The organism is Streptomyces flavidovirens DSM 40150 (genome assembly GCF_000429085.1).
In the GTDB taxonomy this organism is placed as follows: Bacteria; Actinomycetota; Actinomycetes; order Streptomycetales; family Streptomycetaceae; genus Streptomyces; species Streptomyces flavidovirens.
On sequence record NZ_AUBE01000001.1, the window covers coordinates 423,035 to 448,583 of the forward strand.

The window sequence follows — 25,549 nt, forward strand, 5'->3', positions numbered from 1 at the left end:
GGTGTCCCGATGGCCGCACTGCGCCGCCACTTCTCTTCCGGCTCCGCACCCGACTTCGACCCGGACTTCGGCGACCGGCCGCTGACCGCGGCCCGGCAGGACATCGTCATCGGCCGCTGGCAGGGCGTACGCAATCTGCTGCACGCGACCGGCGACAACTGGCCCCTGCGCACCCACCGGCTGCGCCTGCTCTCGTACGCGGCGGCCGCCAGCTCCGTCGTCGAGGCGTGGCGGGCGGCCGAACCGGACAACCCGGACGCCGCCGTGCTGCGGGCCGCCACCGAGGTCGTACGCGTCTTCAACCAGGCCATCGAGGCGGGACGCGGCACCGAGGTCGACCGCACCCGTATCGACGTCGCCGTCATGACCTGCCTGAGCGCGGCCGACGCACGGCCCGCCGACCCGATGCCGTGGGTCTCGCTGCTGACGGTCGCGCGGCTGTACGGCGACGGGGTCGGCCGGGCGGAGCTGCGCGAGTGGTGGGAGGAGCTGCGGCGCCGCGACCCGTACAACATCGAGGGCCATGTGCAGCTGCTGCGTTACCACTCGGCGCGCTGGCACGGCACGCACGGCCGGATGTACGACTTCGCCCGCGACGCGGCGGGCGCGGCTCCCGAAGGGTCGCCGCTGCCGGTGCTGGTGCAGATCGCGCGGGTGGAGGAGTACCGGTACATCGCGGCGGCGGCGAAGGGCCGGCCGGTGCGCGGATTCGACCAGCACTGGCACCACGAGCTGGCGGTGACGGAGGTACGCCGGACGAGGGAGCGGTGGCTGGGCGGGCGCACGCCCGGTCCCGTGCGCCCGGAGGAGGTCGGAGAGCTCAACCACCTGGCGCATGCGGCCTGTTACGCGGGGCTCCCGGAGGTGGCACGGGAGGCTTTCGCCCTGCTGGGCGGGCTGGCGGCGCGGGTGCCGTGGTCGTACACGGGGGACGCTCGGGAGCAGTACGTGAGGTGGCGCGAGCAGGTGGGCCAGGAGCGCGGGAGGGGCTGAGGCCCGCCGTCGCCGGCAGGTCTCAGCCCCTCTCACCGCTACCGGTCACACGGCTACCGGTCATACGGCTACCGGTCACACGCCGATGTCGCGGCCGTCCTTGCGCCAGACCGCCACCACCGACGGGCGGACGAGCTTGCCGGGTCCGTCCGGCCACGCCGACGCGGGCTTCTCGACGCTCGCGCCGTCGACCTCGCCCGGATGCTGGACCGAGACGAGAACGCGGCGGTCCTGGATGACCGGACCGCAGGTCTCCGCACCCTTCGGCACGGTCAGGAACTGCTTCAGCTCACCGCGACGCTCACCGCGCGTCGCCACACCGAACAGGCCGTCGTGGGAGCCGAGCTGGTTGCCGTCCGTGGAGAGCCACAGGTTGCCGTGCGGGTCGAAGGCCACGTTGTCCGGGCAGGAGATCGGGCTGACCCTGTCCTTCGGGAAGCCCGCGAAGTACGTCGCCGGGTCGTCCGGGTCGCCCGCGACCAGGAACAGCCGCCAGGCGAAGCCGTCCGACGCCGGGTCGTCCCAGTGCTCGGCCAGCTCCAGCACCTGGCCGTGCTTGTTGCGGTTGCGCGGGTTGGCCTCGTCGGCGCCCGCCTTGCCGGTCTTGCCGCGGTCGGTGTTGTTCGTGAGCGCGACGTACACGCGGCCGGTGCGAGGGCTCGGCTCGACGTCCTCCGGGCGGTCCATCTTGGTCGCGCCGACCTTGTCGCCCGCGACGCGGGTGAAGACGTACACCTCTTCGGCGGTCATGCCGGGGACGTGCGAGGTCTTACCGGTGGCGAGCGGGATCCACACGCCGCTGCCGTCGAACTCGCCGTCGTTGGGGAGCTTGCCCGTGCCGTCGATCTCGGTGGCGGGGCTGTCGCCGGTGAGCTTGGCGACGTACAGCGTGCCCTCGTCGAGGAGGGTGAGGTTGTGCTCGCGGGCGGCCCGCGAGGTGCCCTTCTTCATCCGCTTCGACGACACGAACTTGTAGAAGTAGTCGAAGCGCTCGTCGTCGCCCATGTAGACGACGGGGCGGCCGTCGGCGGTCAGGCGGGGCTGTGCGGCCTCGTGCTTGAAGCGGCCGAGCGCGGTGTGCTTGCGGGGCGTGGAGTCGGGGTCGTACGGGTCGAGCTCGACGACCCAGCCCTGACGGTGGGGCTCGTTCGGCTCCTGCTTGACGTCGAAGCGCTTGTCGAAGAGCTCCCACTTGCGCTCGGTGGCGCCGGTGGAGATGCCGTAGCGCTTGTCGGTGGCGCTGGAGCCGTTGGCGAAGTACTGGTTGAAGTTCTCCTCGCCGTGGAGCGTGGTGCCCCAGGGGGTGGTGCCGCCGGCGCAGTTGTTGAGCGTGCCGAGGACCTTCGTGCCGGTCGGGTCGGCGGACGTCTTCAGGAGGTCGCTGCCGGCGGCCGGGCCGGTCAGCCTGAAGACGGAGGTCGTGTGGAGGCGACGGTTCAGGTGGTGGCGGGTGACCGGCGTGAGCTTGCCGGACTTGCGCTCCTCCTGGACGACGACGACGGACAGGCCGTGCGCGGCCCAGGCGGTCTCGACCTGCTCGCGGGTGGGCTTGGCCGGGTCGTACCCCTTGAACATCAGGATCTCGTCCGTGTACTCGTGATTGGCCACGAGTACCTGGCGGCCGTGCTCGCCGGGCAGCGGGAGCAGGGAGAGGAAGTCGTTGTTGTAGCCGAACTGGCCGGCCTGCGCCTTGGCGGACTGCTTGTCCGGGTTGAAGGCGGGCGCGCCGCGCAGGATCGGCTCCCCCCAGCGGATGACGACGTTCTGGGCGTAGCCGTCGGGGATGGTGACGGCGTCGGCGGTGTTGGGCGCGACAGGCGCGAAGCGGAGCCCGCGGGCGCCGTCCGTCCGGCCGGCCGGGGGCTTACGCGTGCTCCCGGCGGCCACGGCCCGGGGCGTGCCGGGGCCGGCGAGGGCCGAGGTCCCGGCGGCTGCTGCGACGGTCACCACGGCGGCGGCGCGCATCATCGATCGTCTCGACAGAGCGCCGGCTATGACGTCACCGGCGTACTCGTTGTCGCTGGTGTTCGGGACGTCCTGGAAACAGGCGTCTCCGCACCGGTAGCGGCAGGTCAGCGCGGAGCGCCCACCCGAGTGCGGCGAGTTGAGCAGCGGCAGCAGATTGCGCACGGACCCCTCCATATGGGCTGTGGCTGTACGGGCTGTGGTGCGGCGCGCCCTGCGCCGACACGGTGGGTCGGAATGTCTCCGGCCGTGACGTTAGGGGCGTACGTGCGCGTTCCGGCAGCCTTGGGGTGAACGTGAGGTGAATGGGGGACGGCCGGGCGGAAGTTGACTTGACGGCTAGGCTCCGGCTCATGCGCGACGACGAGGCCGATGACCTGACGGACGACCGCGGCGATCACCTCAAGGTGGACCTGCGGGGCCTGCCGCTCGACTCACTCGACGACTTCTGGGACGCGGTGGCCGGGCCGTGCGGGCTGCCGGAGTGGTTCGGGCGGAATCTCGACGCCTGGTGGGACACGATCGAGACGCGTGGCGTCTCGGAAGTGATCGACGCGCATGAGACTTTGGTGGTACGGGCCGACGCGGCCGGTCTCTTCGCGCCGGGCCGGCCGGAGGGGGCGCGTTTGGCATCGGTGTTCGCCGATGCGAGCCGCGCGCGCCTGGAAGTGGAACGGCACGGCTGACCCTCCCGAAGATCGGCGGGCGGGGCCGCTAACCTTACGTGTCCGCCCTGGCCAGGGATCATCCGCCGGGTGCGGGCGTGCATCGCACCCAACTCATGCGAAAGGCCTCGCCCATGGGCATTCGGAGCTTGCTGCGCAAGGTGTTCGGACGCGATCGAGCGGAGAGCAACGAGCAGCCGCCGGCACGGGAGACCTCGGCGGCAGCTTCCGTTCCGTCCCAGGCCGAACGTAAGCCGGACCCGGCCACCGCGCCGGAACCGGAATCCGCAACCGCCGAGGCCAGGGAGACGGTGGCGTCGGTACCTGCCCCGGCCCAGGCCCCGGTCAACGAGGAGGAGGCGTCGGCCACGGCGACCGCGGCGGAGCAGCCGGCCAGGAAGTCGACGCCGGGTATCGCGTCGGACCTGGTGGCGGCGGCCTTCGACAATCCGTCCGCGTCCCGTACGAAGACCCCCGCACCGGGACCGAACGTCCCGGCCCAGTCCACCCCGTCCACCCCGAAGCCCTCGGCCCCGGCCCCGGTCCCGTCGCAGCCCACCGGGGAATCCAACACCCCGCCGATCGCAGCCGCAGGCAAGGAAGCCGCCGCAGAGGTCGCAGCTCCGGCCCCGGCCGACACCGAGCCGCAGGCCGACGCCGAGTCGGTCGCGGAACCCACCGCGAGCGCTGACGCCACCCCGGAAACCAAGCCCGCCACGAAGGCCACGGCGGCCGCCGAGACGGAGGCGGAGCCGACCGCCGAGGTCACGGCCGAAGCCAAGCCCGAGCCGACCGCAGCCGCAGCCGCAGGCGCAGGTGAGGAAGCCGCCGCAGAGGTGGCAGCTCCGGCCCCGGCCGGCACCGAGCCGCAGGCCGAGGCCGAGCCGGTCGCGGAACCCACCGCGACCGCCGACGCCACCCCGGAAACCGAGCCCGCCACGAAGGCCACGGCCGCCGCTGAGACAGAAACGGAGCCGACCGCCGAGGTCACGGCCGAAGCCGAGCCCGAGGCCAAGCCCGAGCCGACCGCAGCCGCAGCCGCAGGTGAGGAAGCCGCCGCAGAGGTGGCAGCTCCGGCCCCGGCCGACGCCGAGCCGGAGGCCGAGCCGACCGCCGAGGTCACGGCCGAGCCCGAGCCGGTCGCCACCGAGGCCGCCCCGGCCACGGCCGGCATCGAGCCGGAGACGGTCACGTCCGAGGCCGCCAAGGGTGAGCCGGTCGCGGAGACCGAGCCCGAGGCCGAGCCGCAGCTCACCGTTGCGGCCGTCGCCGTACCGGAAACGCACACCGAGCCGGAGGCAGAGCCCTCCGCCGGGCCGACCGCCGAGGTCGCGGCTGAGTCGGTCGCGGGCCGTGCGGAGGCGGTGGGTGGGGAGGCCGCGGTTTCGCTTGGGGATGTCGAGTCGCGGGCGCCCGCGCTCGTCGCGCACTACGCGGCCGCCGGTGCCGCACTCGGTGCCGCGCAGTTGCACGGGACGCGGGCGGACGTCTACCTGGTCCTCGACCGGTCGGGGTCCATGCGGCCGTTCTACAAGGACGGCAGCGCCCAGCACCTCGCCGACCGGACGCTCGCCCTCGCCGCCCACCTCGACGAGAACGCCGCCGTACACGTCGTCTTCTTCTCGACCGACATCGACGGCACCGTCGACGTCAGCCTCGACGCGTACGAAGGTCTCGTGGACAAGGCGCACGCCGCCATCGGGCACATGGGGCGTACGAGCTACCACCGCGCCGTCGAAGAGGTCGTCGCGCACCACGAGAAGTCCGGCAGCGGCCGCCCCGCTCTGGTGGTGTTCCAGACGGACGGCGCCCCCGACGCCAAGGGACCGGCCAAGCAGGCCCTGGCCGACGCCGCCGGCAAGCCGCTGTTCTGGCAGTTCGTCGCGTTCGGTGAGCACGACGCCAAGGGCTTCGACTTCCTGCGGAAGCTCGACGTCCCGAACGCCGCGTTCTTCCACGCCGGCCCCGCCCCGCGCAAGGTCGCGGACGCCGAGCTGTACGCGCAGTTGGTCACCGGCCTCAAGGCGTAAGCAGCACGCGCCACGGCGAAGGCGGTGCGGGTCCCCCTGGGACCGGCACCGCCTTCGCCGTCTCACCCCCCGGTTACGCGTGTGAGTGGATCATCCATGGACCGTTAGGATTTCGCCCATGGCGGCCACTGGATCCGAGAAGCAGGGGACGAACGAAGGCGCGAAGGCCTTCTACGTATCGACCCCCATTTACTACGTCAACGACGCTCCTCACCTGGGCCACGCCTACACGACCGTTGCAGGGGACGTGCTCACGCGCTGGCACCGTCAGCGCGGCGAGAAGGTGTGGTACCTCACCGGCACGGACGAGCACGGTCAGAAGATCATGCGCACTGCCGAGGCGAACGGGGTCTCGCCCCAGGAGTGGTGCGACAAGCTCGTGGAGGAGGCCTGGCGGCCCCTCTGGGAGCACCTGAACATCGCGAACGACGACTTCATCCGTACGACGGAGAAGCGGCACACGGACCGTGTGCAGGAGTTCGTGCAGGACCTGTACGACAAGGGTGAGATCTACAAGGGCGGGTACGAAGGCCCGTACTGCGTGGGCTGCGAGGAGTACAAGCTCCCCGGCGACCTCATCGAGACCGAGGACGGCACCAAGCTGTGCCCCGTCCACAAGAAGCCGGTGGAGATCCTCAAGGAGGAGAACTACTTCTTCAAGCTGAGCGAGTACGGCCCGAAGCTCCTCGATTTCTACGAGCAGAACCCCGGCTTCATCCAGCCGGAGTCCGCCCGCAACGAGGTCCTGAGCTTCGTCAGGCAGGGCCTGCAGGACCTGTCGATCTCCCGTTCCACCTTCGACTGGGGCATCCCGATCCCGTGGGACGACAAGCACGTCATCTACGTGTGGGTCGACGCGCTCCTCAACTACGCGACGGCCGTCGGCTACGGCGCGAACCAGGCGAAGTTCGACGAGACGTTCCCGGCCAACGTGCACCTGGTCGGCAAGGACATCCTGCGCTTCCACGCGGTGATCTGGCCGGCCATGCTGATGGCGCAGGGCCTGCCGGTGCCGGGCAAGGTCGCGGCCAACGGCTGGCTGATGGTCGGCGGCGAGAAGATGTCGAAGTCGAACCTGACCGGCATCAAGCCGCAGGACCTGACCTCCCACTTCGGTGTGGACGCCTACCGCTGGTACTTCCTGCGGGCGATCGCGTTCGGCAGTGACGGCTCCTTCTCGTGGGAGGACTTCACCGCCCGCTACACCTCCGAGCTGGCCAACGACTACGGCAACCTGGCCTCGCGCGTCGCGGCCATGGTCGGCAAGTACTTCGAGGGCGCCCTGCCGGCGGCCACGGTGCCGGGTGACGCGGAGAAGGCCGTCCAGGACGGCCTGAGCAAGGCGGTCGCCGAGGCGGACCGGAAGATCGGCGAGGAGCTGGACTTCCAGGGCGGCATCCTGGCGATCTTCGACTTCGTGAAGCAGGTCAACGGCTACATCACGGAGCAGGAGCCCTGGAAGGTCGCCAAAGACACCTCCGAGGAGGGCCGGGCGCGTCTGGCGACGATCCTCTACACCGCCGCGGAGTCGCTGCGCGCGGTCGCGGTCCTGCTGAACCCGGTCATGCCGGAGACGTCCCAGAAGCTGTGGGACTCCCTCGGCGCGGAGCCCGTACTGGGCGCGCTCGCGGACCAGCCGCTCCAGGAGGCGGCCGACTGGGGCCGGCTCCGGCAGGGCGTGACGGTGACGAAGGGCGCGGTGCTCTTCCCCCGCCTCGAGGAGCCGAAGAAGGTGTAATCGGAACAGGAGCTTCCGCGCGGCGGGGCCGGTCTGGGACACTCTCCCGGACCGGCCCCGCCGCGTTGTCCGCACATACGCGCGGGCAGGGCGGGCAGGGCGCCCGGATGCGGTTCCCATGCCACTGGCATGTGCCGCATCCGTGGTGATTGCCGTCCGCGGCGCGTCGTGACGACGCCCGAGCACGGCATACGGTCACCCGCCGACCCCCCACCGCCGCTGCCGCCCCACCCCCACGCGGACGCGCCGACGCGGCTCCCCAGAACGGCTTCCCCCGGCCGATCACCTCTCCCCGCCAGGAGTCCACTCACCATGCTCTCCGCCGGACCGTCCCCCCGCCGCATCAAGCAGCTCGCCGCGCTGCTCGCGATGGCAGCCGCGTTCTGCGCGCAGCTGCTCGGCGCTCTGCTGGCCCAGGTGCCGGTGTTCGTCACCGCTGCCGCCGCCGGCCTCGCCCTCGATCTGTACCTGCGGCACCGGCAGCCCCTGCTGCTCTCGGTGCTGAGCAGAATCCGCTTCGACGTCACCGTCCGGCAACTGCTGCGCGACATGCTGATCCTGCTCGGCCTGCTGCGCATCGACGGCATCGATCCGCTGCGCGAGCAGGCTCCCCTGACCGTCGCGCTGCTCCTCGTCTACGCACTGCACTTCGCCTGCCAGGCCATCGCGGTGCTGGTCCGGCGCACCCGCACGCTGCCCGTCGTCACCCGCAACATCGACACCTCGGCGCTGCGGCTGCGCGCCGCTCCGCCGCGCCTCCTGGCCCGCCGCCCGGGCCACCGGCTGCTGACCTTCTCGGCGCCCGCCACGACGGGACTGCTCGTCACCGCCGTGACCGGGGACCTGCACGGCGGCGCCGCCGGCATCGGCGTCTCCCTCCTGCTGATGGCGGCCGGAACCGTCCACCTGGCCACGTGGCTGCTGCCGGGCAAGCGCCCCGCGAACACCGAGCAGACCCTGGAGTGGCTGGACACCTGGCTCGCGGAGTACCGGCCGACCGTGGCGATGTACTTCTCCGGCGGCACCTCGTCGGCGTACCAGGCGAACATGTGGCTCTCCACGCTCGCCGCACTGGACGGCAAACCGCTGATCGTGCTGCGCGAACGCTTCATGGTGCAGAAGATCCAGGCCACGGACGTGCCCATCCTCTGCATCCCACGCGTCTCGCACCTGTTCGCCCTGGAGAACTCGACGCTGGCGATGATGCTGCACCCGGCGAACTCAGGTAAGACCTCGCAGGTGCTGCGCATCCCCTCCATCAAGCACGCCTTCACCAACCACGGCGAGAGCGACAAGCTGTCCAGCTGCAACCCGTACGCCAAGGCGTACGACGAGGTGTGGGTGGCGGGCCCGGCGGCCCGTGAGCGCTACCGGCTCGCCGAGATAGGCGTCGACGACAACGACGTGGTGGAGGTGGGCCGCCCGCAGCTGGCCCCGATCCAGCCCTGGACGGGCGCTCCCGAGAGCACGTACACGACGGTGCTGTACGCACCCACCTGGGAGGGCTGGGACGGCAACCCCCGCAACACCTCGGTCGTCCTGGCCGGCGAGAACCTCGTCCGCGCGCTCCTGGACGACGAGGGCGTACGGCTGCTCTACAAGCCGCACCCGATGACCGGCTCCGTCGACCCGGCAGCCGGCGCGGCGGACCGGCGCATCCGGGCGCTGATCACCGAGGCCGCCGCCAGGCGCTCCGGTCCCCGCCCCGACCTGGAGGCGGTGGCCGAAGCCGCCCGCCGCAGGGCCGAGCTCGACCGGCTCACCAGCAGCGACTTGCGGGCCGGGGCCGACGAGCTGGAGCGGATGATGCTCCAGGGCAGGCCCGAGGAGGGCCGCGCGGCGCTCGTCGCGGCGGCCACGGAGGCCTGGGAGGAGGCGTACTGGGCGTCGTTCCCCGAGTGGGAGCACCAGATCGTCGTCACCCCGAGCCTCGGCCTCTACAGCTGCTTCAACCAGGCCCACCTGCTGATCAGCGATGTGTCGAGCGTGGTGTCGGACTACCTGCACAGCGAGAAGCCGTACGCCGTGACCAACACCAGCGGCATGACGGAGGCGGACTTCCGGGCGAGCTTCCCGACCGTGCGCGCCGCCACCGTCCTCACCCCCGACGCGTCCGGCGTCCCGGAACTCCTGGAGTCCGTACGCCACCCGGAGAAGGACCCCCACAAGGAGGCCCGCGCGGAGCTGAAGGCGCACCTCCTCGGCCCCTGCGACCCGCCCTCCCTGGTCCGCTTCAACGCGGCCGCCCTCGCCCTGTGCGCCGAGGCCGACGAACGCCGCGCTCTCATGACGGCCGGCCTCATGTCGGTGATCCCGAGTCAGCGCGGGCCCGGCGAGGACACGCCGGCGGAGCTGGAGCCCGGCGCGGGCGGCTCGCCGGAGCCGGCCAACGCGTAGGGCCGGACGCCGGTGGGGGCGGGCGGCCGGGACCGCCCGTCCTCACCTCCGCAGCGACGACTTGTCGCCCATCACCACTACCGGCTTCTTCGCCGGGTCCAGGGTGCGCAGCAGCTCCTTCATCACCGGCCGGGCGAACGACACACAGCCCTGCGTCGGCCCGTCGTGATCGACATGCAGCCAGATCCCGCCGCCCCTGGACGCGCCCAGGGGCCGGTTCCAGTCCAGCGGGGTCGTGCCGGGCTTGCGGTTGTAGTTGATGGCGATGACGTAGTCGAAGGCGCCCGCCAGGGGTTCCCCCTCGGAGCCCGTGCCGCGGGCGGTGAAGGCCGGGCCCGTGTCGTACGTCAGCTTCGTGCCGGGGTCGGGGAGCAGGCCGCCCGCGTCGGTGAGGGTGAAGACGCCGATGGGGGAGCGCAGGTCCCCCTGGACGTGCCTGTCGGTCCAGCCGCGTACGGCGTTGTGGACGGGCCAGGGGGTGCCCGGCCGCCAGGCGGCGCCGGGGCGTTCGCGCTCGTACAGGACCGCCGTGCCCCGGTTCTCGTCGCGGCCCTCGCCGGTGACGACCAGCGCCTGGCGGGTGTCGTCCGGGACCTGGCTGAGTGTCTTGGGGCCGAGGCCCGGCAGGGTGCGGAGCGGGCGGGGCGACCTGCGGGGTTGCGGTGCGGCTTTGCCGGCCTTGCCGGCCTTGCCCCCGGACGGTCCGGGGGCGGGAGTGCCGGGGTCCGCGACGGCGCCCGGGGCACGGGGGGTGGTCGTGGTGCCGCAGCCCGTTGCCAGGAGTGCGGCGGCCGTCAGCAGCGCGGTCAGCGGAGCCATCGTTCGGTTCCGGCGCTTCATCTCGTCCCCTTCTGCTTGCTGCCGAACGTAAGAGAGTCCAGTACCCGGTGACCTCCTCGACACGATCCGCCGAGGGGGCGGCCGGCGCCGTCTGGAGCAGGTTCTTCGGTCCTTCACGACCCCGCAGCCCCAAAGAAGGGGCCCGGAACCAGTCGGTTCCGGGCCCCTTCTCGGTGGCTCGACCCTGCTACTTCTCCGAAACCGGCTTCCGGAGCTGAATGTTGAGCTCCCGCAGCCGCGCCTCGTCCAGCGTCGTCGGCGCGCCCATCATCAGGTCCTGCGCGTTGCCGTTCAGCGGGAAGGCGATCGTCTCGCGGATGTTCGGCTCGTCGGCCAGCAGCATCACGATCCGGTCGATGCCCGGAGCGATGCCGCCGTGCGGCGGGGCGCCGAACTCGAAGGCGCGGAGCATGCCGGCGAACTCGCGTTCGACGGTCTCCTTGTCGTAACCCGCGATCTCGAACGCCTTGAACATGATCTCGGGCTCGTGGTTCCGGATCGCGCCGGAGGACAGCTCGACGCCGTTGCAGACGATGTCGTACTGCCAGCCCAGGATGTCCAGCGGGTCCTGGGTCTCCAGGGCCTCAAGGCCGCCCTGCGGCATCGAGAACGGGTTGTGCGAGAAGTCGATCTTCCCGGTGAGCTCGTCCTTCTCGTACATCGGGAAGTCGACGATCCAGCAGAAGCGGAAGACGCCCTCTTCGAAGTGCCCGGCGCGCTTCGCCGCTTCGACCCGTACGGCCGACATGATCTTCGAGACCTCGTCGAACTCGCCCGCGCCGAAGAAGATCGCGTGGCCGGGGGCCAGCGACAGGCGCTCGGTGAGGACCTTGACGTTCTCCTCGGTGAGGAACTTCGCGATCGGGCCGCTGAGCGAACCGTCCTCGCCGACCCGCACCCAGGCGAGGCCCTTGGCGCCGTGCTCGACGGCGTAGTCACCGAGCCCGTCGAAGAACTTCCTCGACTGACCCGCCGTGTCCGGCACCGGCAGCGCACGCACGTGCTTGCCGGCGAAGGCCTTGAACTCCGAGCCCGCGAAGACGTCCGAGATGTCGACGAGCTCGAGCTGAGCCCGCAGGTCGGGCTTGTCGTTGCCGTACTTCAGCATCGCCTCGCGGAACGGGATCCGCGGGAACGGCGACGTGACGTGGCGGCCGCCCCCGAACTCCTCGAAGAGCTCGGTCATCAGCTTCTCGATCGGCTGGAAGACGTCCTCCTGCTCGACGAAGCTCATCTCCACGTCGAGCTGATAGAACTCGCCCGGCGAGCGGTCCGCGCGGGCGTCCTCGTCGCGGAAGCACGGCGCGATCTGGAAGTACCGGTCGAAGCCCGAGATCATCAGGAGCTGCTTGAACTGCTGCGGCGCCTGCGGCAGCGCGTAGAACTTGCCGGGGTTCAGACGCGACGGGACGACGAAGTCCCGCGCGCCCTCCGGCGAGGTCGCCGTCAGGATCGGCGTCGCCATCTCGTTGAAGCCGAGCGCCGTCATCTTGTGCCGGATGGCCGAGATGACGGCCGTACGCAGCATGATGTTGCGGTGCATGCGCTCGCGGCGCAGGTCGAGGAAGCGGTACTCGAGGCGGCGCTCCTCGCCCACCCCGTCGTCCGTGTTGATCTGGAACGGCAGCTGCTGCGAGGCGCCCAGCAGCTCGACCTCCGCGACCTCGACCTCGATCTCGCCGGTCGGCAGGTCCGGGTTGATGTTCTCGGCGCCGCGCGAGACGACCCGGCCGTCGACGCGGACGACCGACTCCTTGTTGAGCTTGTCGAGGGCCTCGTACGCCGGGGTGCCGGGGCGGGCGACGAGCTGCGTGATGCCGTAGTGATCGCGCAGATCGATGAAGAGGATGCCGCCCAGGTCTCGACGATTGTGCAGCCAGCCGCTCAGCCGGACGTCGGTGTCGACGTCAGAGGCGCGGAGCTCGCCGCAGGTGTGGGACCTGTACCGATGCATCGTCGTTCATCCAGCCTTCGGGATTCGGGGTAGTCGGAGCACTCAAGGTTACCGCCCGGCGCGTTCCCTTTAATTTGCCTTTTTATTTGCCGTACGGGACGGGTCCGCAGGGGGACTCACCCAGCCGGTCCGGCCGCGACCTGTAAAGATGAAGCAATGCGTACCGAGGACATCCTGGCCGCCATCGCGACCGGCCTGTGGCGCTGGGACAACGCATCCGGGGTCGTCACGCTCGACGCGGAGGCCGCCCGGCTGCTCGGGCTGCCCGCCGAGCCCGTGGCGCTCCCCGAGGCCGCCGTACGCTCCCGTTTCCACCCGGTCGACTGGAACGAAATCAACGGCGTCGTCAACCTCGCGGTCGCCGAAGGCACCCTCGCCGAGGCCCGGCTCCGGATCATGGACACCGAAGGACGGCTGCTCAGGACCGTACGAAGCCGCTCCAAGCCGGTGATCGAAGGCAGCGACTACCAGCTCTTCGGCACCCTCCAGGAAGTCGCCGAGCCCCGGCCGGGCGACGCCGCCCACACCCCCGTCACCGGCGACTGGCGCCGCTCCCGCGAGGCGTTCCTGCTGGACGCGGGGCGGGCGCTCGCGGAGGCGCGGTCGACGGCCGAGGTGCTGCGGGTGGCGGCCTCGCTCTCCATGCCGGGGTTCTCACCGGACAGCCTCGCCGTCTTCGGCTCGTCGGGCAGCCGCATCACGGTCCTGGGGCACCACGGGTACGGGCCGGAGGACGATCTCCCCTTCACGGACATGCTGCGGGACACCGACCATCCGGCCTCGGAGGTCGTACGGACCGGCCGGGCCATCTATCTCTCCTCCCCCGAGGAGTACAGCCGCCGCTACCCCGCCGGCCGCCCCCTCGCCCGCAACCCCGAGCGCCGCTCCTGGGCCTTCGTGCCGCTGACGGTGGCCGGGCGCACCATGGGCGCCTGGATGGCCGGTTTCGCGCATCCCGTGGCGTTCACCCCCGACGAGCGCTCGGTACTGACGACGGTCGCCAGGATGCTCGCGCAGGCCCTGGAACGGGCCTCCGTCGCCGAGAACGAACGCGAGCTGTCGCTCGGCCTCCAGCGCTCGATGATGCCGACGCTGGGACCGCAGATCCCCGGCATGACGGTGGCCGCGCGGTACGTGCCGACCGGCGGCGGGCTCCAGGTCGGCGGAGACTGGTACGACATGATTCCGCTGCCCAGCGGACGAATAGCCCTGGTCATCGGCGACGTACAGGGCCATGACGTACGGGCGGCCGGTCTGATGGGCCAGTTGCGGATCGCCCTGCGCGCGTACGCCTCCGAGGGGCACCGCCCGGACGCGGTCCTCTCCCGAGCGTCCCGCTTCCTGCACGGGCTGCACGATTTTCCGGGGGCTGACACCTACGACCCCGGCGACTATTCCAGCCCGCGCTTCGCCACCTGCCTCTACATCGAGGCCGACCCCGCCACCGGCCACCTCGACATCGCCCGCGCGGGCCACCCCGAACCGGCGGTGCGCCTGAGCGACGGCACAGTGCTGGTCCGGCCGACGGCCGGCGGCCTGCCGCTGGGCATCGTCCCGGACACGGACTACCCCACGACCCGCCTCGTCCTCGAACCGGGCGAGACGATCATGATCTGTACGGACGGCCTGATCGAGACCGGCGGCCACGACCTGGACACCGGCTGGGCCAGGCTCCGCGGCATCATGGAGGAGCACACCGGCGACAGCCTGGAGAAGCTCGCCGACGCCCTCGTATCGGGCGTGCACGGCCCCTCCTCGCACCACACGACCGGCCCGCTCGTGGACCGCCGCGAGGACGACATCGCGGTACTGCTGCTGTGCCGCGAGGGCAACGGCTGCGGCTGCGGACCCGGTACGACGGTGACGCTGGCCCCCGTCCGGCGTACGGCGCTGACCGTGGCCCAGGCCGAGCCCGAACGCATCGCCGCCGCCCGGCAGCAACTGCGGGACCTGCTGCACGACTGGGCGGACGGGGAGCAGCTCGACGCGGCCGTGCTGATGGTCTCGGAGATGGTCACCAACGTCCTGGTGCACACGGACGGCGACGCGCTGCTGATCGCCGAGGCGAAGGGCGAACCGGGCGTACGGCGCCTGAGGGTCGAGGTGACGGACTCCAGCGACGAGCTGCCGCACAAACGGCGGCCGGGGGAGATGGCGTCCAGCGGGCGCGGCCTGATCCTGATGGAGATGCTCGCGCACGCGTGGGGGGTGGACCCGAAGGGCGAGGGCAAGTCGATCTGGTTCGAGCTGTACGAGGACGACGACTCACGCAACCTTTAACGCCGGAGGGGCCGACTGTGGCGGCGTTGCGATATCGCGCCGCCGGGGAGGGGACGTGTCGGGGCGCTCCCGCAGGGCGTTGACGCGGTGAACCGGACGCGCTACGAGCGCGGCTGCCGCTCGCCGCCACCGGGCGAGGGCCGCTCGTACTCCCCGCGGCGCATCTCCCCGATCACCCCGAAGACCGCCGCCGTCAGCGGCACGGCGAGGAGCATCCCGAGGATGCCGGCGACGGACGCCCCGGCGGTGATCGCGAGCATCACCACGGCGGGGTGCATCTGGACGGTCCGGCTCTGGATCACGGGCTGGAGGACGTGCCCCTCCAGCACCTGTACGGCCAGTACGACCCCGAGCGCCCACAGCGCGATCACGAACCCCCGGTCGGCGAGCGCGACGAGCACCGCGACCGCGCCGGAGATGAAGGCGCCGAGGTACGGGATGTACGCGCCGACGAACACCAGCGCGCCGAGGCCGACCGCGCCGGGCACCCGCAGGACCAGCAGCCCGATGGTGATGAGCAGGGCGTCGATCAGCGCGATGAACGTCGTACCGCGCATGAAGCCCTCGACGGCCTCGAACGCGCGGCGCCCCATCGCCTCGACGGTCTCGCCGGTCGAGGCGGGCGCGAGCGACTTGAGGGTGCCGGCGGCCTTGTCCGAGTCCCGCAGGAAGAAGAAGATCAGCAGCAGCGCGAGGATGGCGACCGCGGTCATCTCACCGACCACGCTCAGCCCGGTGATCAGCCCGGACGCCGCCGTACCGCCGAACTTCCCGAGCAGCTCCCTGGCGTTCTTGGCCAGATCGTCGAGGGAGGTGCCGGCCGCCCCGAGGTGCTTGGACAGGTCCCTGGCCGCCTGCCGGAGCGATGCGAGGATCTGGTCGCCGGTCTCGACCAGCGCGCTGACGACGATGTACGTCGCTCCGCCCACGACGGCGACCACCGCCACGCAGGTGAGCCCGGCGGCGAGCGACCGGTTCAGCCGCATCTTGATGAGCCGCCGGTGCAGGGGCCCGAGCAGCGCCGTGCCGAGGATGGCGAGCAGTACGGGCGTGACGGCGGTCTTGAAGGTGACGCACAGCCAGACGCCGACCGCGGTGACCCCGGTGACGAGCAGCACGACAACACACCAGGCGGCGACCCGGCGTGCGGACTCGGGAAGGAGCGGCTGAGTCGTCTGCACCGCCCCAGCGGATCACGAACGGCGCGCGGCGGCCCGCCGGAGGGACCCGCCCGGGTGACTGGCCGTCAACCGGGCGGTCCGCGCAGACCTCTTTACTCACCCATGCCGTGGACGGCGGGGATGGTGCCGAGACGGCCCCGCTGGAAGTCCTCGAAGGCACGCTTCAGTTCTTCCCGGGTGTTCATCACGAACGGACCGTAGTGAGCCATCGGCTCCCGGATCGGCTGCCCGCCGAGGAGGACGACCTCCAGGTCCGGGGTGTTCGAGTCCTGGTGCTCGTCCGCCCGTACGGTCAGCGAGCCGCCGTCGCCGAAGACCGCGGTCTGGCCCTTGTGGACGGGCCGGCGGTCCGTACCGACGGCGCCGCGCCCGGCCAGGACGTACGCCAGGCCGTTGAAGTCCGCGCGCCAGGGCAGCGTGATCTCCGCACCCGGCCGCAACGTCGCGTGGATCATCGTGATCGCAGTGTGGGTGATGCCAGGACCCTGGTGTCCGTCCAGCTCGCCCGCGATGACGCGGAGCAGCGCGCCGCCGTCGGGTGAGGTCAGGAGCTGCACCTGGCCGCCGCGGATGTCCTGGTAGCGGGGAGCCATCATCTTGTCGGCGGCGGGCAGGTTGACCCACAGCTGGAGGCCGTGGAAGAGACCGCCGGACATGACCAGCGACTCCGGCGGCGCCTCGATGTGGAGGAGGCCGGACCCGGCGGTCATCCACTGGGTGTCGCCGTTGCGGATGGTGCCGCCGCCACCGTTGCTGTCCTGGTGGACGAAGGTGCCGTCGATCAGGTACGTGACCGTCTCGAAGCCGCGGTGGGGGTGCCAGGGGGTCCCTTTCGGCTCTCCTGGCTGATACTCCACCTCGCCCATCTGGTCCATCATGATGAACGGGTCGAGGTACGTGTAGTTGATGCCGGCGAAGGCACGGCGTACCGGGAAGCCCTCACCCTCGAAACCGCCCGGAGCGGTCATCACGGCCAGCACAGGACGCGCTGTGGCGTCGGCGGGTGCGGCGACCTTCGGCAGCGTCAGCGGGTTCTCAACGGTTACTGCGGGCATGGCGGGCCTCCTTGTACGTCACTTTAGTTGAACGTAGAACTTCTTGCCACCCACAACAGGAGACGTCCGGGAGGAATTCCTCCCGGACGTCTCCTGCTTACGGGCACCGCTTCCGCGCGTGCCGCCGGTCCCTACTCCTTGATCTCGTCGATGCAGAGCACGAACTGCTTGCCCGAGCTGCGCCGGCCGGTTTGCCGCTCCTGGTAGCCGATGTCCGACTTGCCCTCGCACTTCGAGGTCTCCAGGGTGTCGGGTATCACCTCGACGACCTTGTACTCGGCGTCGAAGCCCCCGCACTCCACCACCTGGAGGTCCGGGCTCACCGTGGTGCCGTTGTTCTTGAGGCAGTCGCCGGCCTCCGCGTGGTCGGCGTCGTTCTGGCTCGCGAAGTAGCCGACCACGCACATGATCGCGACGATCACGCCGGCCACGATCTGGAAGATCTTCTTGGCGCCCAAACCGCCGCCCCGCGAGGGCGGGGCCGGCGGGGGCGGCGCGTTCCAGTGCTGCTGGGGCGGGTACGGCTGCTGCGGGTACCCGTAGCCCGGCTGGGGCGGATACCCCTGCTGCGGGTGCTGCTGCGGAGGCTGACCCTGCGGGTAGGGCTGGCCGTACGGGCCGGGGCCCTGCTGCGGCGGATAGGTCATGCGGAAGTTCCCCCGTGACGTCGCGAGTGCTTGGCGTGAGCACGCTATGGCATCACACTCCGGCACTCCTCCTTCGAGGGCCCTCGGGCACACCAACCGCAGGAGCGATGAAGGTTCCACGTACGGACGTCCGCTCAGCCGCACATCCGCTCAGCCGTACATCCGCCGCATCGCGAAGTCGACCATCTGCTCCACCGCCTTCGCGTCGAAGACCATCCGGTGCTCACCCTCCATGTCGAGGACGAAGCCGTATCCGGTCGGCAGCAGGTCGATCACCTCCGCACCGGTGATCACGAAGTACTTGGACTCCTTGCCCGCGTACTTACGCAGCTCCTTGAGCGAGGTGAACATCGGGATCACCGGCTGCTGGGTGTTGTGCAGCGCGAGGAATCCCGGATTGTCACCGCGCGGGCAGTAGACCTTCGACGTGGCGAAGATCTGCTGGAAGTCCTCGGCGGACAGCGATCCGGTGGTGAAGGCGCGCACCGCGTCGGCGAGCGAGGGCGGTGACGGCTCCGGGTAGAGCGGCTGCTCGCCGTAGCCGCCCTGGGGCGGAGGCTGCGGCGGCGCGTACTGCTGCTGCTGTCCACCCTGGTTCTGGTCGTAGCCGTACATGCGCGCAAGCGTACTCAGTCACACATCACCGGAAGGGGTTGCGCCTTATTACCGACGGGTAGCATCATCGTAGCTACTTACCAGTAGTAGATGTACGAGGAACCTGCCTCCCGATCCTTAACGGAGCCGTTGCCATGGGTCACTACAAGTCGAACCTCCGCGACATCGAGTTCAACCTCTTCGAGGTACTCGGCCGCGACAAGCTGTACGGCACCGGCCCGTTCGCGGAGATGGACGTCGAGACCGCCAAGAGCATCCTCGACGAGATCGCCCGCCTCGCGGAGAACGACCTCGCCGCCTCCTTCGAGGACGCCGACCGCAACCCGCCGGTCTTCGACCCGGCCACCAACACCGCGCCCGTACCGGTGTCCTTCAAGAAGAGCTACCAGGCCTTCATGGACAGCGAGTACTGGCGCCTGGGCCTCCCCGAGGAGATCGGCGGCACCACCTCTCCCCGCTCGCTGATCTGGGCGTACGCGGAGCTGCTGCTCGGCGCCAACCCGGCGGTCTGGATGTACTCCTCGGGCCCGGCCTTCGCCGGCGTGCTCTTCGAGGAGGGCAACGAGGCGCAGAAGAAGATCGCGCAGATCGCCGTCGACAAGCAGTGGGGCTCGACGATGGTCCTGACCGAGCCGGACGCCGGTTCGGACGTCGGCGCCGGCCGCACGAAGGCCATCCAGCAGGCGGACGGCTCCTGGCACATCGAGGGCGTGAAGCGCTTCATCACGTCCGGTGAGCACGACATGTCGGAGAACATCCTTCACTACGTGCTGGCCCGGCCGGAGGGTGCGGGACCCGGCACCAAGGGGCTCTCCCTCTTCCTCGTCCCGAAGTTCGAGTTCGACTGGGAGACCGGCGAGCTGGGCGAGCGCAACGGCGTCTACGCCACGAACGTCGAGCACAAGATGGGCCTCAAGGCGTCCAACACCTGCGAGATGACCTTCGGCGACCAGCACCCCGCCAAGGGCTGGCTCATCGGTGACAAGCACGACGGCATCCGCCAGATGTTCATGATCATCGAGTTCGCCCGGATGATGGTCGGCACGAAGGCCATCGCCACCCTCTCGTCGGGCTACCTGAACGCCCTGGAGTACGCCAAGGAGCGCGTCCAGGGCCCCGACCTCGCCAACTTCATGGACAAGACCGCGCCCAAGGTCACCATCACGCACCACCCCGACGTGCGCCGCTCGCTCATGACGCAGAAGGCGTACGCCGAGGGCATGCGCGCCCTGGTCCTGCACACCGCGTCCGTCCAGGACGAGATCACGGCGAAGGAGGCCGCGGGCGAGGACACCAAGGCGCTCGTCGCCATGAACGACCTGCTGCTGCCGATCGTCAAGGGCTACGGCTCCGAGAAGTCGTACGAGCAGCTCGCGCAGTCGCTCCAGACGTTCGGCGGCTCCGGGTACCTCCAGGAGTACCCGATCGAGCAGTACATCCGCGACGCGAAGATCGACACCCTGTACGAGGGCACGACCGCGATCCAGGGCCAGGACTACTTCTTCCGGAAGATCGTCCGCAACCAGGGCGCGGCGCTGAACTCGCTGGCCGAGGACATCAAGAAGTTCCTCGCGGTCGGCACCGGCGGCGAGGAGCTCGCCGTGGCCCGCGACCACCTCGCCAAGGCGGCCGTGGACCTGGAGGCCATCGTCGGCACCATGCTGACGGACCTCGCGGGCACCGAGAAGGACGTCAAGTCCATCTACAAGGTCGGCCTGAACACCACCCGCCTGCTGATGGCCTCCGGTGACGTCGTCGTCGGCTACCTGCTGCTGCGCGGCGCTGCCGTGGCCGCCGAGAAGCTGCCGACCGCCTCCCCGAAGGACGTGCCGTTCTACACGGGCAAGATCGCGGCGGCGAAGTTCTTCGCCGCGAACGTCCTGCCGGGTGTCGGTGTCGAGCGCGCCCTGGCCGAGTCCGTCGACCAGTCCCTGATGGAGCTGGACGAGGCGGCGTTCTAACCACCACAGCCACCTGAAAAACCCTCTGGCGACGGGCCGGGCACTCTGTGCCCGGCCCGTTGTCAGTGCCCCGTGCGACTCTGGTGGGCATGAGTTCCATGGAACCCCGCAGGGGTGGTTATTCCGTCCCGGCCGGCCGGCCGTACGCGCTCAGTGAGCTGCGCGGAAAGCTCGGCTCTGTGGGCGACCAGATCGGCGACCTGTACGACGGCTCCCACCCGCTGGAGTACGAACCGGTCGCCGACACCCTGTACGTCGCCTTCAAGACGGCCGCCGACCTCGCCCCCGTCAAGAGCTACACCGGCTGCGAGCTGCACCCCAACGGCGCCATCGACCCCGAGGCCCCGGCCGGGTGGGGCCGCTGCCTGCTGTGCAACGACCGCCGCCGCCGCGGTGAGCGCAGCGTGCCCGCCCCCGCCGAACAGCGCCGCCTCGGCTACCCCGTGCCGGATCCGCCGTACACGCTGGACGTGCTCAAGGGGTACGTCCAGCAGGTCAACGACCGTGCCTTCAGCGTCACCGTCTCCTCCCCCGGTGAGGAGTTCGTGGAGCTCGCGGACACCCTGCACCGTGCCTTCATCGTGGCCCGCGAGCTCTCCCGGCCGCGCAACGCGTCGGGCTGCGCCGAGCACCCCGGCTCACCCATCGACCCGACCGCACCCCCCGGCGAGGGCTGCCTGTTCTGCGTGGGCCGCCGTCGCCAGCAGCAGCGGCCACCGGGCATCCCCCGGATGCTGCCGCAGGTGCGCCGCGGGGAGCGCCGCACGATACAGCGGCGGTTCGAGCGGCCACCGGGGCTCTGAGGCGGGCACCGGGGGTCTGCGGGCGGGCACTGAGGCTCCGAGGGCGGGCGCTGGGGCTCCGAGGCGGGCGCTGCGTACCCACGGTTAACCCTCGTTATGGTGAACCCCATGCGCGCACCCCTCCGCTTCGACCGCGGCCACACAGACGACCTGATGTCCTTCCTGGCGGCCAGCCCGTCGCCGTACCACGCGGTGGCGAACGCCGCCGAGCGACTGGACAAGGCCGGGTTCCGGCAGGTGGCGGAGACCGACGCGTGGGACGGGTCGACGGGCGGCAAGTACGTGCTGCGCGGCGGAGCGATCATCGCCTGGTACGTACCGGAGGGCGCGGAGGCGAGCACCCCGTTCCGGATCATCGGCGGGCACACCGACTCCCCGCACCTGCACGTTAAGCCGCTGCCCGACATCGGCGCCGAGGGCTGGCGCCAGATCGCCATCGAGATCTACGGCGGGACGCTCCTCAACACCTGGCTCGACCGCGACCTGGGCATCGCGGGCCGGCTGACGCTGCGCGACGGATCGCACCGCCTGGTCAACATCGACCGGGCACTGCTGCGCGTGCCCCAGCTCGCCGTGCACCTGGACCGCTCCGTCAACACCGAGGGCCTCAAGCTCGACAAGCAGCGGCACATGCAGCCCATCTGGGGCCTCGGGGACGTACACGAAGGGGACCTGATCCGGTTCCTGGAGGAGGAAGAGGGCCTGGCCGAGGGTGAGGTCGCCGGCTGGGACCTGATGGCGCACAGCATCGACCCGCCGTCCTACCTCGGCCGCGACCGCGAGCTGGTGGCCGGGCCGCGCATGGACAACCTGCTCTCCGTGCACGCGGGGGTCGCGGCGCTGGCGGCCGTCAGCGCCGCGTCGGACGGGCCGCAGGGGCCCCTTCCGTACATTCCGGTGCTCGCCGGCTTCGACCACGAGGAGAACGGGTCGCAGTCCGACACCGGAGCCGACGGCCCGCTGCTCGGCAACGTACTGGAGCGCTCGGTCTTCGCGCGCGGCGGCAGTTACGACGACAAGGCGCGCGCCTTCGCCGGCACGATCTGCCTGTCGTCCGACACGGGGCACGCCGTGCACCCCAACTACAGCGAGCGCCACGACCCGACGCACCACCCGCGCGCCAACGGCGGACCGATCCTCAAGGTCAACGTCAACATGCGGTACGCGACGGACGGCAGCGGCCAGGCGGTGTTCGCGGCGGCGTGCGAGAAGGCGGGCGTGCCGTGGCAGGTCTTCGTGTCGAACAACTCGATGCCGTGCGGCACGACGATCGGCCCGATCACCTCGGCCCGGCACGGCATCCAGACCGTCGACATCGGCGTCGCGATCCTGTCGATGCACAGTGCGCGTGAGCTGTGCGGGGCGGACGACCCGTACATGCTGGCGAACGCGATGACGGCGTTCCTGGAAGGCTGACTCCCGAATCCCCAGTCCTAGTCCCCGAAAACGAATCCCGAATCCCGTTCGCAGGCTTGTACGTTGAAGGGCCGGGTACGCGAAGGACGTACACCGGCCCGGAACTGCCGGGCCGACAGGGAGGCGGAACTCATGGGACTGGGAGGATTCATTCTCCTCATCGCCGGCGGAGCGATACTCGCCTTCGCCACCGACTGGGAGATGGAGAGCGTCAACCTCACCCTCGTCGGGGTCATCATGATGCTCGTCGGGATCATCGGGGTCGCGGTCTACGCCAGCGTCGCCAGGCGCCGCCGCATGGTCGTCCCCCCGACCACCACCGTCGTGTCCGACGACCAGCACCACCACCCCTGAGGCCCGGCAGCGGCCGTTCACAGCGCCGGGCCCCCGGAAGAGACCGGCCCCTGGAGGGACCGGACCCCGGGGCCCCGGTCGCTCAGCCGTCCATACCGCTCAGCCGTCCATGCCGGCGAGCACGAGCGGCAACCGGGGCGTTCCTTCCGCGGTGACGCGGACGGGCACGCCCCAGTCCTGCTGGTGGACGTGGCACGCCGGGTACTCATTGGCCGGATCGTCGTCGCAGGAAGCGGCCATCGCCGACACGTGCAGCACGCCCTCGGTGACCTCGGGGTTCAGGTCCAGGTCGCGGTTCAGGTCGGTTCCGGCCCCCTCGCCGCCGCTCAGCAGCTCGGGCGGGGTCGAGGACACCAGCAGCCGCGTCGAAGGCCCGTACCTCGTGTCCAGCTTCTGACCACTCGGTGCCTGGAAGACGATGTCCAACCGCAGCTTCCCCGGCGCCACTTCGGTCGCCGCACGCTGCGTCCGGTGTGCGACGGCCTCCACGCGTACCGCCTCGTCGGGCAGCCGCAGCCGGGTCAGCCGGTGCCGGGCGGACTCGACGACGACGATGTCGTCACCGACGAGCACGGCGTCGCTGGGCTCCCTCAAGTCAGTCGCGAGCGTGGTGACTTCACCGCTCGCCGGGTCGTAGCGCCGCAGGGCGTGGTTGTACGTGTCGCTGATCGCCACCGAACCGTCGGGCAGCGCCGTCACCCCGAGCGGATGCTGGAGCAGCGCCTGACCCGCCGCGCCGTCCCGGTGCCCGAAGTCGAAGAGCCCGGTCCCGACGGCGGTGTGCACCACCAGCTCACTGTCGACGTACCGCAGCGCGCTCGTCTCCGAGTCCGCGACCCACAGCCGGTCACCGTCGGGCGACACCGCGAGCCCCGACGGCTGCGCGAACCAGGCCTCGGCGGCGGGCCCGTCCACCAGCCCTTCGTTGGTCGTCCCGGCCGCGACCTGGACCGTGCCCGCCTCGGGGTCGTACGTCCAGAGCTGGTGTACGCCGGCCATGGCGATCCACACCTTGCCCTGCCACCAGGCCACGTCCCACGGCGAGGACAGATCGACGTCGCGGGCGGGCCCCGAGGTGGGGGAGCCCTGCCACCACTGCTTTCCGGTACCGGCGACGGTCTCGATCGCGCCGCTCGCGGGGTCGTACGTACGCAGCCGGTGATGGACGGTGTCGGCTACGACGACCCGCCCGTCCGGCAGCAGCGCGAGCCCCTGCGGCTCCTTGAAGTCGCCGTCCCCGCCGATGCGCCGTACGACGGTCTCGCCGTCGGCTTCCAGCTCGACGAGCTGATGCCGGGTGGTGTCCGAGACGAGAAAGTTCCCGGTGCCGGTGCCGGTGCCGGGCAGCACCAGCACCTTGCCGGGGAAGCGCAGGTCGGTCGCCACCGGCTCGGGCGCGACGTACGGCCCGTCCCCGCGCCGCAGCGTCCCCTTGGCCTCGTGAGCCGCTTCCAGCTCCTCGACGAGCTTCTCGATGGCGTGCGCGTGCCCCTCACCGGCGTGCTGGGCGACGACGTACCCCTCGGGATCGATGACGACGAGCGTCGGCCAGGCCCGTACGGCGTACTGCTTCCAGGTCGCGAGCTCGGGGTCGTCGAGGACCGGGTGGTGCACGCCGTACCGCTCGACGGCGTCGACGACGGCCTCGTGCTCGGCCTCGTGCACGAACTTCGGCGAATGGACCCCGATGATCACCACCGTGTCCCGGTGCTTCTCCTCCAGCTCCCGCAGCTCGTCCAGGACATGCAGGCAGTTGACGCAGCAAAATGTCCAGAAATCGAGGATGACGATGCGTCCCCGCAGGTCGGAAAGGGTCAGCTCCTTCCCTCCCGTATTCAGCCAGCCGCCCTTGCCGATCAGTTCGGGGGCGCGGACACGGGCACGGCGGGGACTGGGGGCGGCGGCGTCGTTCATGGATCCAGGGTGCCATCCCCGCTTTGCCGCATTCGGGTCGGCCGGGAAGTACGTGTGGTGCGAGGTCGCCACTGCGGGGTAGCGCTCATCACATGAAATACCTCGTACGCGACAAAATCTTCGGCATCGGTGACGACTACTGGATCGAGGACGAGCACGGCCGCCATGCTTTCCTCGTCGACGGCAAGGCGCTGCGGCTGCGCGACACCCTGGAGATCAAGGATCCGGCCGGCCGGGTCCTCATCACGCTGCGCGCGAAGGTGCTCAGCATCCGGGATGCGATGACCATCGAGCGGAACGATCAGACGCTCGCGACCGTACGCAAGAAGCGGCTGTCGCTGCTGCGCAACCACTACCGCGTCACGCTGGCCGGGGGGACCGAGCTGGACGTCACCGGCCGCGTGCTCAACCGCGAGTTCTCGGTCGAGCACGACGGCGAGCTGCTGGCCCGCATCTCGCGCAAGTGGCTGCGGGTGCGGGACACGTACGCGGTGGATGTCGTACGGGACGACGCGGACGCGGCGCTGCTGATCGCGGTCGCGGTGTGCGTGATCCGGATGGCGGAGAAGGAGCGCGGCGACGGCTGAGCGGTGCGGGTACGGGTGCCTGCGGTGCTTGATCCCCACCCTGCCCCTTCCGGGCCGCGACATTTGCGGCTCCGCCGCGCGGGGTGGGCAAGTTTGCCGCGCAACGGCAACTCTCAGCCCCTCCGGCGCTTGAGGAGCGGGGTCTGGGGCAGCG

The 25,549-nt window shown here is 70.6% G+C and carries 19 protein-coding genes; 11 read left to right on the forward strand and 8 right to left on the reverse strand.

Annotated elements, in window-relative coordinates:
- Positions 1–9: 9 nt before the first annotated feature.
- Positions 10–993: a hypothetical protein gene (locus tag G412_RS0102015; protein WP_028810598.1), complete on the forward strand. Its 984-nt coding sequence runs from the start codon at positions 10–12 to the stop codon at positions 991–993.
- Positions 994–1,068: 75 nt separating this feature from the next.
- Here the strand turns inward: G412_RS0102015 and G412_RS0102020 are convergent, their stop codons facing one another.
- A complete protein-coding gene (locus tag G412_RS0102020; protein ID WP_028810599.1) occupies positions 1,069–3,123 on the reverse strand; it encodes a PhoX family protein in 2,055 nt (684 codons plus the stop codon).
- Between the two features lie 188 nt (positions 3,124–3,311).
- On the opposite strand from G412_RS0102020, the gene G412_RS0102025 reads away from it, so the two are divergent.
- The 4 genes from G412_RS0102025 (at position 3,312) to G412_RS0102040 (ending at position 9,788) form a co-directional block, all read left to right on the forward strand.
- Positions 3,312–3,644 carry a barstar family protein gene (locus G412_RS0102025; RefSeq protein ID WP_051338058.1) on the forward strand — a complete coding sequence of 111 codons (333 nt, stop codon included), beginning with the start codon at positions 3,312–3,314 and terminating at the stop codon, positions 3,642–3,644.
- 113 nt (positions 3,645–3,757) lie between these two features.
- Positions 3,758–5,653 carry a VWA domain-containing protein gene (locus G412_RS0102030; protein WP_028810601.1) on the forward strand — a complete coding sequence of 632 codons (1,896 nt, stop codon included), beginning with the start codon at positions 3,758–3,760 and terminating at the stop codon, positions 5,651–5,653.
- Between the two features lie 118 nt (positions 5,654–5,771).
- On the forward strand, positions 5,772–7,391 hold the full coding sequence (gene metG / locus G412_RS0102035; RefSeq protein WP_028810602.1) for a methionine--tRNA ligase: 1,620 nt from the start codon (positions 5,772–5,774) through the stop codon (positions 7,389–7,391).
- Positions 7,392–7,703: 312 nt separating this feature from the next.
- Entirely contained in the window at positions 7,704–9,788 is a 2,085-nt protein-coding gene (locus G412_RS0102040; RefSeq protein WP_028810603.1) for a hypothetical protein, read from the forward strand.
- Positions 9,789–9,830: 42 nt separating this feature from the next.
- Here G412_RS0102040 and G412_RS0102045 read toward each other — a convergent pair whose 3' ends face one another.
- Positions 9,831–10,628 (reverse strand): hypothetical protein, encoded by a 798-nt coding sequence (locus G412_RS0102045; protein WP_244282821.1) that lies wholly within the window; start codon positions 10,626–10,628, stop codon positions 9,831–9,833.
- A gap of 187 nt (positions 10,629–10,815) precedes the next feature.
- On the reverse strand, positions 10,816–12,582 hold the full coding sequence (gene aspS, locus G412_RS0102050) for an aspartate--tRNA ligase (RefSeq protein WP_028810605.1): 1,767 nt from the start codon (positions 12,580–12,582) through the stop codon (positions 10,816–10,818).
- A gap of 156 nt (positions 12,583–12,738) precedes the next feature.
- On the opposite strand from aspS, the gene G412_RS0102055 reads away from it, so the two are divergent.
- Positions 12,739–14,862 carry an ATP-binding SpoIIE family protein phosphatase gene (locus G412_RS0102055; protein WP_028810606.1) on the forward strand — a complete coding sequence of 708 codons (2,124 nt, stop codon included), beginning with the start codon at positions 12,739–12,741 and terminating at the stop codon, positions 14,860–14,862.
- 101 nt (positions 14,863–14,963) lie between these two features.
- Here the strand turns inward: G412_RS0102055 and G412_RS0102060 are convergent, their stop codons facing one another.
- The 4 genes from G412_RS0102060 to G412_RS0102075 form a co-directional block, all read right to left on the reverse strand.
- The gene (locus G412_RS0102060) at positions 14,964–16,043 is read right to left on the reverse strand and encodes an AI-2E family transporter (protein ID WP_028810607.1); all 1,080 of its coding nucleotides are present in this window, start codon (positions 16,041–16,043) and stop codon (positions 14,964–14,966) included.
- Between the two features lie 92 nt (positions 16,044–16,135).
- A complete protein-coding gene (locus G412_RS0102065; protein ID WP_028810608.1) occupies positions 16,136–17,098 on the reverse strand; it encodes a pirin family protein in 963 nt (320 codons plus the stop codon).
- Positions 17,099–17,229: 131 nt separating this feature from the next.
- Entirely contained in the window at positions 17,230–17,745 is a 516-nt protein-coding gene (locus tag G412_RS40405; protein ID WP_028810609.1) for an LppU/SCO3897 family protein, read from the reverse strand.
- A gap of 150 nt (positions 17,746–17,895) precedes the next feature.
- Positions 17,896–18,360 carry an SseB family protein gene (locus tag G412_RS0102075; protein ID WP_028810610.1) on the reverse strand — a complete coding sequence of 155 codons (465 nt, stop codon included), beginning with the start codon at positions 18,358–18,360 and terminating at the stop codon, positions 17,896–17,898.
- A 134-nt stretch (positions 18,361–18,494) separates the two neighbouring features.
- Between G412_RS0102075 and G412_RS0102080 the strand changes: the two genes are divergently transcribed.
- From G412_RS0102080 to G412_RS0102095, 4 genes are all read left to right on the forward strand, one after another.
- A complete protein-coding gene (locus G412_RS0102080; RefSeq protein ID WP_028810611.1) occupies positions 18,495–20,321 on the forward strand; it encodes an acyl-CoA dehydrogenase in 1,827 nt (608 codons plus the stop codon).
- 89 nt (positions 20,322–20,410) lie between these two features.
- Positions 20,411–21,124: a hypothetical protein gene (locus G412_RS0102085; RefSeq protein ID WP_028810612.1), complete on the forward strand. Its 714-nt coding sequence runs from the start codon at positions 20,411–20,413 to the stop codon at positions 21,122–21,124.
- Positions 21,125–21,232: 108 nt separating this feature from the next.
- Entirely contained in the window at positions 21,233–22,540 is a 1,308-nt protein-coding gene (locus G412_RS0102090; protein ID WP_028810613.1) for a M18 family aminopeptidase, read from the forward strand.
- A 132-nt stretch (positions 22,541–22,672) separates the two neighbouring features.
- Positions 22,673–22,894, forward strand: a complete 222-nt coding sequence (locus G412_RS0102095; protein ID WP_028810614.1) for a DUF6458 family protein — start codon at positions 22,673–22,675, stop codon at positions 22,892–22,894.
- 99 nt (positions 22,895–22,993) lie between these two features.
- Here the strand turns inward: G412_RS0102095 and G412_RS0102100 are convergent, their stop codons facing one another.
- A complete protein-coding gene (locus tag G412_RS0102100; protein ID WP_028810615.1) occupies positions 22,994–24,808 on the reverse strand; it encodes an NHL domain-containing thioredoxin family protein in 1,815 nt (604 codons plus the stop codon).
- 92 nt (positions 24,809–24,900) lie between these two features.
- Here G412_RS0102100 and G412_RS0102105 point away from each other — a divergent pair, with 92 nt between their 5' ends.
- Positions 24,901–25,395, forward strand: coding sequence for an LURP-one-related/scramblase family protein (locus G412_RS0102105; RefSeq protein ID WP_051338059.1), 495 nt, complete (start codon positions 24,901–24,903; stop codon positions 25,393–25,395).
- Positions 25,396–25,549 lie beyond the last annotated feature (154 nt).

Excerpts from the sequence above, each read along its gene's own strand:
- G412_RS0102015 (WP_028810598.1), top strand. The coding sequence starts at position 10 with ATGGCCGCACTGCGCCGCCACTTCTCTTCCGGCTCCGCACCCGACTTC.
- G412_RS0102025 (WP_051338058.1), top strand. The coding sequence starts at position 3,312 with ATGCGCGACGACGAGGCCGATGACCTGACGGACGACCGCGGCGATCAC.
- G412_RS0102030 (WP_028810601.1), top strand. The coding sequence starts at position 3,758 with ATGGGCATTCGGAGCTTGCTGCGCAAGGTGTTCGGACGCGATCGAGCG.
- metG (WP_028810602.1), top strand. The coding sequence starts at position 5,772 with ATGGCGGCCACTGGATCCGAGAAGCAGGGGACGAACGAAGGCGCGAAG.
- G412_RS0102040 (WP_028810603.1), top strand. The coding sequence starts at position 7,704 with ATGCTCTCCGCCGGACCGTCCCCCCGCCGCATCAAGCAGCTCGCCGCG.
- G412_RS0102045 (WP_244282821.1), bottom strand. The coding sequence starts at position 10,628 with ATGAAGCGCCGGAACCGAACGATGGCTCCGCTGACCGCGCTGCTGACG.
- aspS (WP_028810605.1), bottom strand. The coding sequence starts at position 12,582 with ATGCATCGGTACAGGTCCCACACCTGCGGCGAGCTCCGCGCCTCTGAC.
- G412_RS0102055 (WP_028810606.1), top strand. The coding sequence starts at position 12,739 with ATGCGTACCGAGGACATCCTGGCCGCCATCGCGACCGGCCTGTGGCGC.
- G412_RS0102065 (WP_028810608.1), bottom strand. The coding sequence starts at position 17,098 with ATGCCCGCAGTAACCGTTGAGAACCCGCTGACGCTGCCGAAGGTCGCC.
- G412_RS40405 (WP_028810609.1), bottom strand. The coding sequence starts at position 17,745 with ATGACCTATCCGCCGCAGCAGGGCCCCGGCCCGTACGGCCAGCCCTAC.
- G412_RS0102075 (WP_028810610.1), bottom strand. The coding sequence starts at position 18,360 with ATGTACGGCTACGACCAGAACCAGGGTGGACAGCAGCAGCAGTACGCG.
- G412_RS0102080 (WP_028810611.1), top strand. The coding sequence starts at position 18,495 with ATGGGTCACTACAAGTCGAACCTCCGCGACATCGAGTTCAACCTCTTC.
- G412_RS0102085 (WP_028810612.1), top strand. The coding sequence starts at position 20,411 with ATGAGTTCCATGGAACCCCGCAGGGGTGGTTATTCCGTCCCGGCCGGC.
- G412_RS0102090 (WP_028810613.1), top strand. The coding sequence starts at position 21,233 with ATGCGCGCACCCCTCCGCTTCGACCGCGGCCACACAGACGACCTGATG.
- G412_RS0102095 (WP_028810614.1), top strand. The coding sequence starts at position 22,673 with ATGGGACTGGGAGGATTCATTCTCCTCATCGCCGGCGGAGCGATACTC.
- G412_RS0102100 (WP_028810615.1), bottom strand. The coding sequence starts at position 24,808 with ATGAACGACGCCGCCGCCCCCAGTCCCCGCCGTGCCCGTGTCCGCGCC.
- G412_RS0102105 (WP_051338059.1), top strand. The coding sequence starts at position 24,901 with ATGAAATACCTCGTACGCGACAAAATCTTCGGCATCGGTGACGACTAC.